14 protein-coding genes and 4 pseudogenes are annotated in these 15475 nt (G+C 44.4%); 8 read left to right on the forward strand and 10 right to left on the reverse strand.

Annotation, left to right across the window (positions count from 1 at the left end):
* Positions 1–145: 145 nt before the first annotated feature.
* The 6 genes and pseudogenes from QUB25_RS23245 to plsX form a co-directional block, all read right to left on the reverse strand.
* Positions 146–934 carry an IS4 family transposase gene (locus tag QUB25_RS23245; protein WP_333186581.1) on the reverse strand — a complete coding sequence of 263 codons (789 nt, stop codon included), beginning with the start codon at positions 932–934 and terminating at the stop codon, positions 146–148.
* A 112-nt stretch (positions 935–1046) separates the two neighbouring features.
* Positions 1047–1778: pseudogene (locus QUB25_RS23250) on the reverse strand (transposase); the annotation flags it as partial.
* Between the two features lie 4 nt (positions 1779–1782).
* Positions 1783–2852, reverse strand: a pseudogene (locus QUB25_RS23255) (IS630 family transposase); the annotation flags it as partial.
* A gap of 264 nt (positions 2853–3116) precedes the next feature.
* A complete protein-coding gene (gene fabD, locus QUB25_RS23260) occupies positions 3117–3998 on the reverse strand; it encodes an ACP S-malonyltransferase (protein ID WP_333064874.1) in 882 nt (293 codons plus the stop codon).
* Between the two features lie 405 nt (positions 3999–4403).
* Positions 4404–5405 carry a beta-ketoacyl-ACP synthase III gene (locus QUB25_RS23265; protein WP_006633727.1) on the reverse strand — a complete coding sequence of 334 codons (1002 nt, stop codon included), beginning with the start codon at positions 5403–5405 and terminating at the stop codon, positions 4404–4406.
* Positions 5406–5565: 160 nt separating this feature from the next.
* Positions 5566–6615: a phosphate acyltransferase PlsX gene (plsX, locus tag QUB25_RS23270; RefSeq protein ID WP_333064876.1), complete on the reverse strand. Its 1050-nt coding sequence runs from the start codon at positions 6613–6615 to the stop codon at positions 5566–5568.
* Between the two features lie 214 nt (positions 6616–6829).
* Between plsX and QUB25_RS23275 the strand changes: the two genes are divergently transcribed.
* From QUB25_RS23275 to QUB25_RS23310, 8 genes and pseudogenes are all read left to right on the forward strand, one after another.
* A complete protein-coding gene (locus tag QUB25_RS23275) occupies positions 6830–8164 on the forward strand; it encodes a D-alanyl-D-alanine carboxypeptidase (RefSeq protein WP_333186586.1) in 1335 nt (444 codons plus the stop codon).
* 81 nt (positions 8165–8245) lie between these two features.
* A complete protein-coding gene (gene rpsP / locus QUB25_RS23280; RefSeq protein WP_015175207.1) occupies positions 8246–8530 on the forward strand; it encodes a 30S ribosomal protein S16 in 285 nt (94 codons plus the stop codon).
* A complete protein-coding gene (locus QUB25_RS23285) occupies positions 8469–9005 on the forward strand; it encodes a KH domain-containing protein (protein WP_333186589.1) in 537 nt (178 codons plus the stop codon). Before rpsP ends, QUB25_RS23285 begins: the two co-directional genes overlap by 62 nt.
* A gap of 374 nt (positions 9006–9379) precedes the next feature.
* Complete coding sequence (locus tag QUB25_RS23290) at positions 9380–10333, forward strand: PhoH family protein (RefSeq protein WP_333039441.1); 954 nt, start codon at positions 9380–9382, stop codon at positions 10331–10333.
* Positions 10334–10513: 180 nt separating this feature from the next.
* Positions 10514–10921, forward strand: coding sequence for a ChuX/HutX family heme-like substrate-binding protein (locus tag QUB25_RS23295; protein ID WP_333186591.1), 408 nt, complete (start codon positions 10514–10516; stop codon positions 10919–10921).
* 258 nt (positions 10922–11179) lie between these two features.
* Positions 11180–11956, forward strand: coding sequence for a DUF6816 family protein (locus tag QUB25_RS23300; RefSeq protein ID WP_333186593.1), 777 nt, complete (start codon positions 11180–11182; stop codon positions 11954–11956).
* A gap of 24 nt (positions 11957–11980) precedes the next feature.
* Positions 11981–12171 (forward strand): annotated as a pseudogene (locus QUB25_RS23305) (photosystem II q(b) protein); the annotation flags it as partial.
* Positions 12172–12656: 485 nt separating this feature from the next.
* Positions 12657–13235, forward strand: coding sequence for a Uma2 family endonuclease (locus QUB25_RS23310; RefSeq protein ID WP_333186595.1), 579 nt, complete (start codon positions 12657–12659; stop codon positions 13233–13235).
* 276 nt (positions 13236–13511) lie between these two features.
* Here QUB25_RS23310 and QUB25_RS23315 read toward each other — a convergent pair whose 3' ends face one another.
* The 4 genes and pseudogenes from QUB25_RS23315 to QUB25_RS23330 all read right to left on the reverse strand — a co-directional run bounded on the left by QUB25_RS23315 (position 13512) and on the right by QUB25_RS23330 (position 15433).
* Positions 13512–13685, reverse strand: coding sequence for a hypothetical protein (locus QUB25_RS23315; protein WP_333186597.1), 174 nt, complete (start codon positions 13683–13685; stop codon positions 13512–13514).
* 252 nt (positions 13686–13937) lie between these two features.
* Positions 13938–14189: pseudogene (locus QUB25_RS23320) on the reverse strand (NB-ARC domain-containing protein); the annotation flags it as partial.
* A 128-nt stretch (positions 14190–14317) separates the two neighbouring features.
* A complete protein-coding gene (locus tag QUB25_RS23325; RefSeq protein WP_333186600.1) occupies positions 14318–14719 on the reverse strand; it encodes a hypothetical protein in 402 nt (133 codons plus the stop codon).
* Positions 14720–15052: 333 nt separating this feature from the next.
* Entirely contained in the window at positions 15053–15433 is a 381-nt protein-coding gene (locus QUB25_RS23330) for a pentapeptide repeat-containing protein (RefSeq protein ID WP_333186603.1), read from the reverse strand.
* Between the last annotated feature and the right edge of the window lie 42 nt (positions 15434–15475).

Raw genomic sequence — 15475 nt, forward strand, 5'->3', positions numbered from 1 at the left:
TTCTTTCTTATGTTTGGGTACTAATTTACAACACAGACACCTACTAACTGTAGCACTACTTTAGGAAATTGGTATAAGTCGGTTTCCTTTGAGGCTAGTTCCTTCAAGATCGTAGCCTCCTGTTTTACAGTCTCGGAACATTTCTTCAATGCCCATCCGTTGCTTGTAAGCATCGATCGCTGCCGACAAGTCGCTGTAAATCTGTGAGAATAAACCACGCTTCCTCAACCTTCCATGCCCCATAGTTTCTTTTCCACTTACAAGCAACATCAAATCCAGTAGCGGGCTGACTTTTCCTCACTCTTTTACCTTGAAAATACAAAGAGGTTCCTGGCACAATCCCTAATTCATCTAGCCGTCGCCAAACTAAATGTTCTGTTTCGATACAATGATTCCTCTTCAGTCTCAAACAAAAAGACACACCCTTTTCTTTCAGCCAGTTTCCCAAGTCTACCGAACAAAATTCACGGTCTCCTAAAACTATTACTTTATATTGGGAAAACAATGGTAAAATCGGCTGTAAATTTGTAGTTTGTTCGTCGAAGTTGCTGCTTCCCAATTTTGGCAATAATGACCAGTATAATGGAATTGCTCTTCGCTCCCAGATTAAGCTGACCATAAACAGATTAATAGACCCCCATTGACTGCGATCTATTGCGATTGACAAGCTTTGACCAACAGGGCAATAAGTAATCAACCAATAAGTAATTAATGGAAACCAAATTAATTCGATCGTTAACTGAGGTAAATCTAAAAATCTTTGTAATTTCCGCCGCCGACTTTCGGCTGTAATTAGACAGGGAAATACTCGCGAGAGCCGTTCTAATCTCACTTGTTTTTCTGATTGCATCAAGGATACCAAGGTTGTCATCATCAGAAACTGAGATGGCGTCAGGTATTTTTGTAAATGAGTCTGGTAGAATGTTAGTATCATTATTTTTTTGGATAGGCAAGCGTGTAACTATGCTGCTGCCTATCTTTTTTTACCACAAATAGGCTCAATCCTTACAAAATATGGCTTTGGGGCTGGTTGTCACCCCCCCAGGCCGCTTACTCAAGTTGTTTAAAGTAGCTCCTAGCTCAATTAATCTTTCAATGTGAGAGAGATTTCTTTTAAGGTATTGCAGTTGTTTTTTAATCGCCGTTTTTTTTTGCTCTGTGACGGTCTGCGCTGCTTGGCAATGGATAGGTAGTCTTTACGTGCTTTGTTGCGGTAGGTTCGAGGTTTTTTCTGACAGAGGTTTTTAATCGAATTGTAGAGGATATCTACAATCTTTTCTTTTTGCATTCTTGCTCGATCGAGAATGCTTATGTCTGTGGGATAGGTAATATCGGCGCTGGCACAGGTCGCATCTAACAGTAATTTTCCTCGGAGTACACTGTCACTAGGTTCTTCTGGTTCTTTTTTGTTTCATTCAGATTGAGGGGTGGTGGCCCAGCGGATCTTTTTCACCATTTTTTGATTCACTTTATTAACCAGATTGACGCTTATTCTTTGTCTAAAATGAACCAAGAGAGAGGCATCAAACGGGATTTCATTGCTGTAAGATGAGAGACAAATAAAGTATTGTAGGTATGGGTTTTCCCGTATTTGTTCGACGGTTTCGCGATCGCTCGCCCCTAATTTCTCTTTGATGATTAATGCTCGATGATGCCATCCGAAACGATTTAGCTGGTTCTCCCATAGATGAGGCAAAATTTTGAGCATATTCTGATTCAAATTCCGACCACGGTATCAGTTGGGCCATCGTTACCCAACGGTTGTCTGATACCATTTTTTAAAAGATGTGATAGAGATAAAGAATGTAAAATCCAAGACCATCCGGTGAGAAAACCAATGACGCGAGCGGTGAAAGATGCCAAAATTTCCTGGACTTTTGTGCGGAGCTCGTCAAGATTACTAAACACCGACTTTCGCTAAAAAATCTTTGAGATATTCCCACACTCTTTCTGTGGGATTTACTTCTGGACAAGCCGGAGGCTGAAATAGTAAAATTATATTGTCTGGTAATTCAGATGAGCTTAAATTATGAGCGGGTGCGTTATCTACTTGAATGATGTGTAATTCATGAGGATATTGTCTTGACAAAAGTTGTAAATATGCTTCAAAACAAACTTTGTCTAAATGCGAAAACTCCCAAAAAAAACTTTTTCCCGTAGCGCTCGAGACTGCCCCATACAGCCAAAAACACTCAAATTTCCATTGATGCTTCTTAAGGGGCTTTACACCTGAAAGCGTCAGCTTGCGCCGACGAATTGTATGCAGCCCTATCCGCGTTTCATCACGCTCACCAATAAGTGACTTTTTTATATTTGCTTACTTGAGGTAAAGCTTTGTGTAGTAAAGCTTTTATCTGTTGATGCAAATTATTTTTCAATTCCTTAATCGCCGTAGATTTCTGAGAAATACTGCGAGGTCTTGGAATTTTTAATTTACTTTTCAATTCACCTCTAACCAAAGAATATACAGCCGGGTAACTACTGGCTATTCCTTTAATCAACCAGGGCCAAAGATGAACTTCTTTATAACTCTGAAATCCTTCAGGGTCTCTCAACTCTTGTTGCAATGAAGCTGCTATTTCAACTGAGAACTTTTTTGGGCGACCGAAAACCTGCCGATTTTTTAACAAATTTTCCAGACCGCCCTTTCTATATTGGGAGAGCCAGCGATGAATGGTTGCCTCACTTTTACCTAAAACTGTGGATACTTCGCGAACAGTTTCTACTTGTTTTGACTGAAATAAATAAAGCATTTGAACTTTGTTATAAGCTAGGATTTTTTTTTGCTGTTTGAGGATTTCTCGTAAATTTTCTACAGATTCGGTAATCTTTATATGAGGACGACCAGACATTGTAATTCTCGCCTTTACTTTTAACACAAGTCTATCACATCTTTACAAAAATGGTATTACATCAGGATTTGTCGATCGCCCCGTCAGGTCGATCGATTTCTCTATTTTGGATTAATATTTTCTAACTGTCTGGATCGTCTATCCCCAATTTGCACAACAGGCAATATTCGGATTTGCCTGTTGTGCTATTTGTTTTTCGGCAATCTTCAGGCCTGTTAACTCTCAATTTTACGACCTGGGATTTCATCACAGGTTAAAAATAGATTAAGCGGGCAAATCTGCAAAACTGCTAACATTTACCAGCGCTAAATCCGGACAAGTCCGTTTGATCAAACCTGTGAGAACTTTGCCGGGGCCAATTTCCACTACGCGATCGATTCCTTGTTGTGGCAGTTGCAGCGAAATTTCTCGCCACCGGACGCCTTTGGTCATCTGCTGAGTCAACCGCTGCTTTAAAGTGGCTGCGCTGGTAGTGGCTGAAGGTTCTGCGTTCGAGAGCACCAGCATTTTAGCATCGGAAAACCTTGCAGACTTTAACGCTAGTTGAAACTCTGCCGCCACCCCGGCCATCAGGGGAGAGTGAAACGCACCAGAAACATTCAATTTAACGGCGCGTTTGACTTTGATTTTGGCAAGCAAATCTTCTACTGCTGCGGGCGTTCCAGAAATCACGACTTGTGCTTCGCTGTTGTCGTTTGCCAGCACTACGTCTCGGCTGTATTGAATTTGCAGTTCTAGTTCCTGCCTGTCGAACCCGATCAAAGCCACCATTTGACCGCCGGAGGCAGTGTCCATGAGTTCGGCGCGGCGTTTGACTAAGCGCAAGCCGGTTTCAAAGTCAAAGACGCCTGCTGCGTAGAGGGCGACGTATTCTCCTAAACTGTGACCGGCAACTACCGCTGGTCGATCGCTTTTTTCTCGCATTAAGTCGGTCAAAATACTTTCTACTACGAACAAGCAAGGCTGAGTGTAGAGAGTCCGAGATAGTTTTGCTTCTTCTTGTTGGCAAACTTCCGAGACAGACCAACCTAAAATTTCTTTAGCGAGCTCAAATTTGGCTTTGGCTGTTGGCAAGTTTAATAAGTCTGCACCCATCCCGATCGCCTGGGAACCTTGCCCGGGAAATACCCATGCTGTTTTAGTCATTTTTCCGGTAATCTGCTAATTGGTGGTTGCTAATTGGTGATTGCAAAAATTCTTTCTTTCCCGCTTCTAAGTTCGCTCGCTGGTATCCGCTATCTTTCGGTTAACGAACTATCTACTCGCGACTCACAATTATAACATAATAATTGCATTTTTTACGAAGTTTATATTTTTTTTGCTACTTTAATTAAATTAATAGCAGTAACAAAATTTTCCACCTTCTAGCCGGGGAAAGTCGATCAAACAATAGAGGATTTTCTATTTCAGGGCGTGCTTGTCAAGAACTCCTGTCCCGGGGGTGTGCGGCTGCACACCTTGCCCTATGTATGGCGTGTTCAAGGATTTGTATTTTGCAAGTGTCACAGCCCCGACAATAAGCAGGGCAAGTTTACAGCCGGCCGCCAAATATTACCTTCCCCATTGAAAAATCGCCGCCCCCCAAGTCAAACCTGCACCGAAACCAGCCGCAGCAATAGTATCGCCCGGTTTAACTTTACCCAGACGCACGGCTTCGTCTAAGGCAAGGGGAATTGAAGCCGCTGAGGTATTGCCGTAATTCGCCAAATTGCTGATTACTTTTTCGGGGGGAATCTTTAGCCTTTGGGCAACTGCATCGAGAATCCGCTGATTGGCTTGGTGCAACAGCAGCCAGTCAATTTCTGCAGCGTTAATATTAGCCCGAAACATAGCTTTTTCTATGACTTCCGGCACTTTTTTTACGGCAAAGCGATAAATTTCTTGACCATTCATTGTGATGGGATTAAATCCGCCAACTCCGACGCTGACGCCCTCAATTAATTCTTTTGACTCGGCTTTGTAAGCCAAATTTAGAGACGAATTTTGTGTGCCGTCGCTGCGAATTTCAAATCCCAAAAAGCGATCGACTTCTGAAGCTTGTAATACCACCGCACCTGCACCGTCTCCAAAGAGAATACAAGTACCCCGATCCGACCAATTCACCCACCGAGATAAAATATCTGCTCCGATCAGCAAAACATTTTGATAAACCCCTGTCCGAATGAACTGCGAGGCTGTAACTAAACCAAAAACAAAGCCCGAACAAGCTGCTGTTAAATCAAAAGCCACAGCTTTTGTGGCGCCCAACTGATATTGAATTTTACTGGCAGTGCCAAACAAATCGTCAGGACTCGAAGTCGCCAAAATAATCAAATCAATATCTGTCGGCGAAATTTCTGCCATTGCGATCGCCTGAAGCGATGCCTCCGAGGCTAAATCGCACAAAGAAGTACGATCGTCTGCCAGCCTGCGGGAGCGAATGCCCGTCCGCGCCCCAATCCACTCGTCAGAAGTTTCTACTATCTGACTCAAACCGTTATTATCCAGCGAAACCTGCGGTGTACAAGAACCGCTACCTGTGACGGCAATGCCGAACCCTGATTGCTGCAACATTCCTCTCCATTTATGAGCGATCGATCGAGAAATTAAAAATTAAAAACTACCAATTAAAATTATTTTTTAAACTGCTGAAATTACTTTTTAAGCAAAACAGTGGGTTTAAGCTGACTTTTTTAATTTTACATTTTTAATTTTTAATTCCTACTTACTGCCTCTAATTCACAGCTTCTTGTTCCATAGCGCTTTGGTGATTGGACGATCGAATTCGCTCCAGCACTTGGTTGTCAATAGCCTCCTTCGCCAAACGAATGGCATTAAAAATAGAGCCAGCTTGAGACGAACCGTGGCTGATAATGCAAACTCCAGCAACGCCCAATAGCAAACCGCCGCCGTGTTCAACGTGGTCTACCCGCTGCTTAAATCCTTGCAAGCTTTTTTGCAGCAGAGGATCGTTAATTTGATGTTGGAGTCCTTTGACTAATTCTTCCTTCAGCACTTGCACGACGACTTCGCCCACCGCTTCGGCAAACTTCAACAACACGTTGCCGACAAATCCGTCGCAGACAATCACGTCGAATTTCCCCGACAGCACGTCGCGGCCTTCGGCATTGCCCACAAAAGGAATGTTCGGGTTGTCCACCAATAACTGGTGAGTCCGCACTGCCGCGTCGTTGCCTTTAGAAGGTTCTTCGCCAATGTTGAGCAAGCCGATTTTAGGTTCGGCGACGCCCAGCACGCACTGGCTGTAAATAGTTCCCATAAGAGCAAACTGCTCCAAAAATTTGGGGCGGCAGTCCACGTTAGCGCCGACATCGAGAATGAGTACAGAGCTGCCCGGTACCATTGTCGGTAAAACCGCACCGATCGCAGGGCGATCGATTCCGGGGAGCCGGCCCAACCTGAGCAGGGCAGCAGCCATTGCCGCGCCGGAGTGACCGGCGGACACCACAGCATCAGCTTGCTGCTGCTTTACCAAGTTCATCGCTACGTTAATCGAAGCGTTGGGCTTGCGTTTGAGGGCACTCAAAGGTTCTTCGTGCATTTCCACCGCTCCTTCAGAAGGAACGATTTCTAGCTGACCTGTAGAGACGCGGCCGATCGCGTCTTGTTGCCGGAGCGAGTCTTCTATTTGCTGCGGGTCGCCCACGAGCAAAATCTCTACGCCTAATTCTTCTTGTGCCTTAAGCGCTCCAGCTACAACTTCGGCGGGGGCATGATCCCCGCCCATAGCGTCTATTGCAATTCTTGCGCGTGTCGATCCCATTGACCAATGTTTGAGAAACACTAAAAATTCTACCAGGAAGTCAGGAGCGTGAATCCAGAAGTCTGAATAAAGAACTAACCTCCGCTCGCAACGGCGATCGGACAATTCTCATTTCCGACTACTCTGATAGAACTTGTTTTGTCACTACTTTACTATTTTTGACTGCAAATTGAAAAAATCAATGCAATAGTTTACATGACTTTAGGAGTAAAAGATGCTGGATTTATTTAGCTCAGGGATCGTGTCTCTGTGGCTGGACATGGCTGGGGTACGCAGTGTCGGGCCTAATGCTGCGTCAGTGCTGGCTTGGCGGGGAGGGATACCCGGGTTAGTGGTGGCCGAAGATTTGGCTTTTGGGGGAATAGATGCGGCAAATCCAGACTTGCCAGCAGAAGCGACGGTGCGGGAATATTTAAAAGATTTGAAAGACAAGAACCTGATTGATGGGAATCAGGGAATTTGGGTGCAAGCGGGAATGGTGCCGCTGGTAAGTCAGCAGGGCAAGACCCTGATGCCTGGGGCTTCGCTGACTAAGATTGCTACTTCTCTGGCGTCCCTGGAGACTTGGGGCCCGGATTATCAGTTTGAAACGCGGTTCCGAGCAACGGGGCCGATTAGCAATGGTGTATTGCAGGGAGATTTGGTGGTCAGCGGCGGGGGCGATCCGCTGTTTGTGTGGGAGGAGGCGATCGCCGTTGGCAATGCTCTCAATCAAATGGGGATCGAGCGTGTGGCGGGGAATTTGGTGGTGACAGGCAATTTCCGCATGAATTACCAGTCCGATCCTTTGGTGGCGGGGGACATACTGCGGCAAGCCCTCGACGGGAGCAGTTGGCCAAAGGATGTGGTGGCAATGTATTCTAAGATGGCTCCGGGAACTAGAAAGCCGCAAGTAACGGTTGCCGGCAGCGTCATTGCTGAGAAATTTGTGAGTTCGGGGCATTTGCTGCTGAAACGCCGATCGCTTCCTTTAGCCGAAATTCTCAAGCAGATGAACGTCCACAGCGATAATGAAATAGCTCAGATGCTGGCAGACGATTTGGGCGGGGCAAAAATAGTGCAGCAGCAAGCGACTTGGGCTGCGGGGGTGCCGGAGGAGGAACTTCAATTAGTTAACGGTTCGGGATTGGGAGTGGAAAATCAGATGTCTCCGAGGGCGGCTTGTGGGATGATGCAGGCGATCGCGCGCAACCTTCAGACTACTGGGCTGACGATTGCTGACTTGTTTCCGGTGTCCGGGCGCGATAAAGGAACTTTGGAATACCGACACATTCCGCCGTCGGCTGTGGTGAAAACTGGTACTTTGGACACGGTGATTGCTTTGGCTGGAGCCATACCCACGCGCGATCGGGGTTTAGTTTGGTTTGCAATTATTAATCGCGGCACCGATTGGGACTCTTTGAGAGCGCAGCAAGATATATTTTTGCAAAAATTGGTGCAGCAATGGGGAACAGCATCGATTTTGCCACTAGCAATTACACCGCACATTGACGGCGCCAGACCTGCCTTGGGGGCAGCAAATCGTAGCGATATTTTGGTCGGAGGTTAAGAAATACGGGTTGAGTTGGGGTTCGGGGAAGGAGCACTGACAAAATAGCTTAGAATTGGAACAAGACTATTGTGCAAGAAGATGATCAAACTGCGATTGAAGAGATACGGGAAAAAACGCGAGACAAGCTACCGGATTGTAGCGATGAACAGTTCTACTCGCCGCGACGGCCGTCCCCTAGAAGAGCTCGGCTATTACAACCCCAGAAATAACGAAACCAGGCTGGATGTTCCAGCGATTGTCAAGCGCCTGCAAGAAGGCGCTCAGCCAACTGACACCGTGCGTGACATCCTGAGAAAAGCCCATGTATTTGAACAAGTCGGAGCCGGAGCCAACGTTGAATCCAGCACAGCAACAGCCAGCTAGTCCCAACTATGCTGGACTGGTTAAGTTTTTAATTGGGCCTTTTTTAGAGACCCCAGGTTCTTTGCGGGTTGATTGCGAACTGCACCCGCGCCAATCGCGCGTCTGGGTTAGGCTTGCTTTTGAAGATCCCGACAAAGGCCGGGTTTACGGTAGGGGCGGACGCAATATTCAGGCAATTAGAACTACGCTCGAAGCAGTGGCGCAGACGGCGGGTCAGTCCCTCTACTTAGATATATACGATGGTGAAGCGGGCGATCGTGGATCGGGTCCGCCCAGGGGCGATCGCGACCGCCCCGATCGCGACCGCCCCGATCGCGACCGCCCCGATCGTGGCTCGCGGGAGCCGCGAGGCGACTTCCGACCCCGGACGCCTCCTCCGTCGCCGAGTCCCTTAGCTAGCAGAACTCCGAGAGAACAACCTCGCCGTACTAACACACCTACGTTTAGAACAAGCAGAAATACTCCCGGTTATTAACTAACTGCAGAGCCAAGAAAGAATTTTAGATTTTAGATTGCCTGTTGTAGACTTTGTATTACAAGCCCCGTTTGGTTTGAAATTGCCGATTTTGCGATCGGAAACAAATGTGAAATTTTAAATTTCAAATGTCAGCGGCATCAGGTGAATCTAAAATCTAAAATTTCAAATCTAAAATCTAAAATTGCCTGACTTAATAGAAGGGAGATTTGATTTGTGCCTCAAGCACCAAACTCATTTGGGAGCTAAATCTAAAAGACGCCTTAGATACTAGGTAAAGCCTAGTAACGGGCGTCTTTTTGTTCGCAAATAGTGACTGATTTAACGTTTAGTTGTGAACTTTTAATTGCTTATTTGGAGGAGCTTATGTTGGCATGAATGAAAAACTAACAATAGAGTTACCGAGTATTCAAAGCGCAATGTCGCTGGCCGGTAATCAAGAAGAAAACCTGAAAATGATCTCTAAGCAAACCGGTGCTACCCTGGTAATGCGAGGGCAAGAACTGCTGATTTCCGGCACAAAAAGTCAAGTAGAATTGTGTCATAAATTAGTGCGATCGCTCTCCGACTATTGGAAATCCGGCAAAAATATTACCGGAGTTGAAATCCAGACAGCGCGCCAAGCTTTGGATACCAACCGCCAAGGCGATTTACAAGACTTGCAGCGAGACGTTCTCGCCAGAACCCGCCGCGGCGAAGAAATTAGAGCCAAAACCTTCAAGCAGCGGCAATACGTCCAAGCAGTACGCACCCATGACCTGACATTTTGCATTGGCCCCGCTGGTACTGGCAAAACATTTCTAGCAGCTATTTTCGCCGTGCAAGCGCTGTTAAGCAAGCAGTACGAACGGCTGATTTTAACCAGGCCAGCCGTGGAAGCTGGCGAAAAATTAGGGTTTTTGCCGGGAGATTTGCAGCAAAAAGTCGATCCATATTTGCGCCCGCTTTACGACGCCCTGCAAGAAATGATCGACCCTGAAAAAATGGCCGATTTAATGGAAAGAGGCTTGATCGAAGTAGCTCCTTTAGCTTATATGCGGGGGCGCACTCTCAGCAATGCTTTCGTAATTTTGGACGAAGCTCAAAATACGACGCCGGCTCAGATGAAAATGGTGTTGACTCGTCTGGGCTTTCGATCGAGAATGGTAGTAACGGGCGATATCACTCAAACAGATTTGCCGCCAAACCAACAGTCGGGATTGTCAGTCGCCCAAAACATTCTACGCAACGTTGAGGGCATTGCTTTCTGCGAATTTTCTCAGGCGGATGTGGTGCGACATCCTCTAGTGCAGCGGATTGTCGCTGCTTACGAACTGCACGAAACATGAAGGAAGAAGGAATAAGGAAGGCTTTAGTTATCTACGAGAGAAGGAAAGCTTTAGTTATCTACGAGAGAAGGGAGAAGGAAGAATTATCCTTTTTTATCTAATTCCTTTTCCTAATTCCCAGCTACCATTTTCTTCTTATCCATTTAATCCCAAATCCACAACCCACAATCCAAAATTGATATGACTGCGACTCTGAAAGAATTCTTGGAAGCTTGCGAACAATTGGGAACGCTGCGTTTAATCGTGACTAGCAGCGCGGCTGTGCTGGAAGTGCGCGGTTCAATTCGCAAGCTGTTTTATGCGGAGTTGCCGAAGGGTAAGTATGCCAATATGCACGCCGAAATATTTGAGTTTCATCTGAATATGGACAAAATTAAACAGGTGAAGTTTGAAACTGGCGAGGCGAAAAGAGGCAATTTTACTACTTATGCGATCCGTTTTCTGGACGAACAAAATGAGGCTGCTTTGAGCGCGTTTTTGCAGTGGGGGAAACCGGGGGAATACGAACCGGGACAGGTGGAGAACTGGCAGGAATTGAAGGAAAAATACGGTGAGGTTTGGGAACCTGCACCTGTTGAGGCGCTTTAAAACAGAGGCTTTCTCACCTTTAAATTGCATCTGGGGGGCGGGAGTTCCTGCCTAACCCTACTCCCCACAATCATAAAATTTATTTTGGTGCAACAGGCCGGAAAGCCTGTTGCTGAAAAGGGTATAAAATATGATGTTTAACTGATTTGTTGTCTAATTTTTGAATTAATGAACCGCAGAGAGCGCAGAGCACACAGAGAAAAGAGAAAGAGAAAGAGAAAGAGAAATCTAAGGTGAGTTGTTTGAATGTAATGTGGTATGAAAGTAATTTGGAGTTTTTGTTTGGTTTTGCTGGTGTTGCTGTGGGGTGGCGGTGCGAGGGCGGGGGTTTTGGGCGATCGCATATCAAGTTTTCCGAATTGGGAAAGCAAGCCTCCTATCGCTGTAGCTAAGGGAGATTTGGTATATCCCGACTGGATGGGGGGGAATTGGAATGTTGCTAGCACTTTGGTAGACTTAGCCGCTCCTTTAGCGCCAAATATTGTCACACCAGGGTTTGAAAGCAACCGCCAGTATTTGCAGCAGCCACTATTATTTAAAGTGCGATTTCAACCGGACAAAAATATTGGTTTTATTTATAAAAATACATCTAAAAAAGCTACAAAGATTGTAGCCGATCGCACTTTTAACGGTTTGAACATTGCCAAGGCTTATTTAGGCGATGATGGCGTACTTTCGGTGAAAGTCGATCCGACCAATCCCAACCGCCAAATTACTGTTTTGAAAGGGGAACGCCAATTAATTTCGATTGTTACCAGTCGCGGCACTGAAACGCCGAATCCTCGCGAATTTGTGTCTACAGAGATTTCTCAGCAGGTGTTTCGGGGAGAGTCTGATATTTATTTAAACGAGGTGGAAACAACAACGGCTTATAGAGTTGTTGGAGGCGGAGAAAATGGCGATTCTGCGAGTAAAAGAATTGAGGCGGATCAGGTGACAGCGATTTATTTGTCGCCGCAAGACCCGGATTATTTTGCTGCTGGGGGGCATCCTGTGGCTTTGTACCGATATCGGTTGGAGTTGGTGCGGGCATAATTCAGTTGTCATCTCGATCGGTCTAGCAACTTCAATTTCAACCAATCTATTATCGACTCTCAAGGTCGTGCGATCAATACTTGGGCCGATGTGATTAACCGCGCTAACTGGGGTAGGAAAGTGATGCACGAGCGCAATGCTCACAACTTCCCGCTTGATTTGCTGCTGGTGAAACCACCCCAGTAGCAATGGTTGCTCCTTCTATCAATGGTTAATTTTTAACTTGAGATAATCAAAAAACGCCCCTATTTCTAGGAGCTCTTTTTGTTTAAACGGAACTTACCCCGTGTGTGGGGTAAGTTCCGTCTGAAACCATTGCGAGGTGAGACTTGCCCGGAGCCTCCAAGTCTTTTACATGACTACAATCTCTGACAACCCTTATGTGGCGGGGTTTCTGCTTAAATTCATCATAGAACAATACTCTCGCCCTAAATATTAAGAAAATCTTAAATACATGACTACGGTTTGTCGGCAGTCAAGTTGCTAAAACCGAGACGGGACAAAGAATACAGCCTCCAGAACTACCCCCGCAGGGGGTAAGTTCCGTTTAAAAAAAAATAATTTTGCGATGACTCGGCGGTTGAAACTGCGTCTACACAAACGAAGTCCACCTCCGCGGACTAAAGAATAGAATATTAGGATAGACGCCAAGTTTTGGAAGTCGTATATTATAGAAAAGCGATTGTAAAAGGTAAGTCAAATGGTTGTCGCAATTTCTAAAGCAGGATTGGGTACAGGTGTGGCTTTCCTGTCAAACGTGACATGGGAGAGTCTGGAAAAGTTGGATGCAGATTTGGCTGAGACTGGGGCGCGTTTAACTTATTTGGATGGGTGTTTAGAAATTATGGCTCCTTTTTCTGAGGAACATGAAGAGTCTAGAAACACTTTAGATCAGCTTTTAGAAATGTATATGCGGACGAAAGACATTCGTTTTTATGCGCGTGGTAGTACAACCATCGGCATGAAGGAGTTGGGTGCACGGAAGGAACCAGATGAGTCTTATTGTTTGGGTACGCGCAAGTCAGTTCCAGATTTGGCGATCGAAATAACAGTGACGAGTGGTGGAATTGATGCGCTGGAAATCTATCGTCGGGTGGGTGTGCAGGAGGTTTGGTTTTGGGAGGATGGGGTAATTTCGGTTTATTGCTTGCGTCCAACGGGATATGAGTTGGTGAGTAAGAGTGAACTGTTGCCGGAGTTGGATTTGCGATCGATCGAGTTTTATTCGCGGATGGCCGACCAATATGATGCGGTGAATGCTTTTATGCGATCGATGTAGAATAGAAAAGAGTAATTCTTTGGTTTAATTGCGTTGCGATCGGGTTAAATTACCCATAGCTTATACAATATTTAACTTGCACTGAATGTATGCTTTGAATACGGGATTGAGAAAAAACATCGATCGCGCTCCTACTAACATTTTTTCCACTAAGCCGCGTCGGGCTAAGGATTGTATGGTTTGCCAAAATTCTGATTGGGATAATTCACTATCAGCAGGTTGTCGTGAAATATCTACAGCTTCATTTTGACTGGCTAACCAGTATAACGCCTTTTTTTATGAGTCTGATAAACGCTCTAGATGAGATTCTAAAAGGGGTTCTAACTCACCTAAAAATAAATCTGCTGTTCCATCTGCTAAAAATAGCGAAACGCTACCGTTAAATAATTCCAAAATTGTAGCAGCGATGATATTTAGCCAGGAAGGATGTCCTTGATAAAGGTCGATCAAGTCTGACCATTTTTCCTCATCTCCTAATTCTTTTTCTCTGAGAATTTCGGCAGCTTGTTCTCCTAACCCTTTGAGGTTTAAGGTTTGCGTCGAGAGGTTTACTGCTTCTAAAGCAGTAATTTCTCTGGGTTTTTCCCAACTGAGGAGGATTAAACAACTTTGATGAGAGGATGTGGCAATTTGTTTGAAAAATTTGCCATAATCTTCATAGCCGGCTAAATATTGACCGGCTAATTGACTGCTTTTAAAAATATTTTGTACGTCATCAAGGATTACTAAACAGCGAGAAGATCGAAAATAATCGATGACAGTGGGTAATGGCGCTTGTGGCGATCGCCCAAAAAATTGCTTGAGTTCGGTTTGGAGGGTTGAAAGTGTGGGTGTATCAGCGAGACTTAACCAAATAATATAATCAAATTCGCTTTGAGTTTGTTCGATGAGTTTGAGGGCGAGATTGCTTTTACCAATTCCGCTTAAGCCGCAGATGGTGGTATTGAGTTTGATAAAAAATTAATCAATGATAACGATAAATAAAAATATTTTAATCACAAGGCTTAGATGTGGGTGCGTCCAATTGAGATGATTATCAAATAGATTATCGCAGGTGATGCACTCTACTAAGTCAGGACTTACTAAAATCTATAGGCTATACTATCAATAATATTTGGGTCTATTTCTTGCTTGATAATAGTTTCCCAACCTCTCTCTATATCTTCTATATAAATACCTTTACAACTTTTGTGCAATTCAAGATATTGAAATATGGGTCGAGATAATTGGGTTTGTAAATGCATCTTTCGTTTTTTAGGAATTACGATATAAATGGGAAAATTGGGGTCGATAAATGTTAGGGGGTTTAATTTGACATTAGCCACAAAATCACCCATACGCAATAGCCCAGAGTGGATAGCAGTAGTGCATTCAATTTCAAATAATGCTACTATTTTAAACTGAGTATCTAGCCATATTACATCAATTAATTTACTAATCTTTTCAACCTTTTTGTCTAATCCACCAACAGGGAATTCTTCCATTGTTAACTCTTTAAGTTTACCGAGCCTAGAGTCCTCGCAAGTATTGTCCCGCAATCTATGCTCTCCGAATATATAGTCCTTTGAGTGATCGTTTCCAGCAATCCATACTTTATGGCCTAATTTTTGTCCTATCTGTGCCAGAATTCCCTGTGTTTTAGTATGTATTGAAATATTTGGCCATAAAGCTGCTGGAGGTTTTTTATTAAAACTCTCTTGAGACTTTGGTTCATTTTTTTGTTTTCTGTAATCGGATATAACTCTGTCTTCGGGAAAAAATAGATTTAGCTGATATATATTCTTTTCTTCAATTTTCCGAATGATTTGTTCGGGTTTTTATAATCCTATAGCATTGGTTATATCAGCCCTTTCGATATTTTTTACTTTTTTTAGGTAAGCATTGGTAAGGTTAGCGCCTCTAAGATTAGCCCAATCTAGGTCTGCTCCTTCAAGATTTGTATCTTTCAAGTCTGCATAAATAATATCTGACCATTTCAGATTAGCCTCTATAAGAGATGCCCGTCTTAATTGAGCGCTGATTAAATTAGTATAGCTTAGATTGCTATAGTTTAAGTTGGCATTGCTCAAATTTGCACCACTTAGATTAGCAAAGCTCAGATCGATTTCTGTCAAATCAGCATCGCTTAAGTCACAACCATGAAAATCTCTTCTGCCTTCTGCATAAAGTTGTTTCAGTTCGTTTTCATCTATATTCATAAACTCCTATCAACTATTTTATTAAGGTACATTGCTCTAAGT

Origin of the sequence: Microcoleus sp. B3-D7, from assembly GCF_036705305.1 — a bacterium.
Lineage (GTDB): Bacteria > Cyanobacteriota > Cyanobacteriia > Cyanobacteriales > Microcoleaceae > Microcoleus.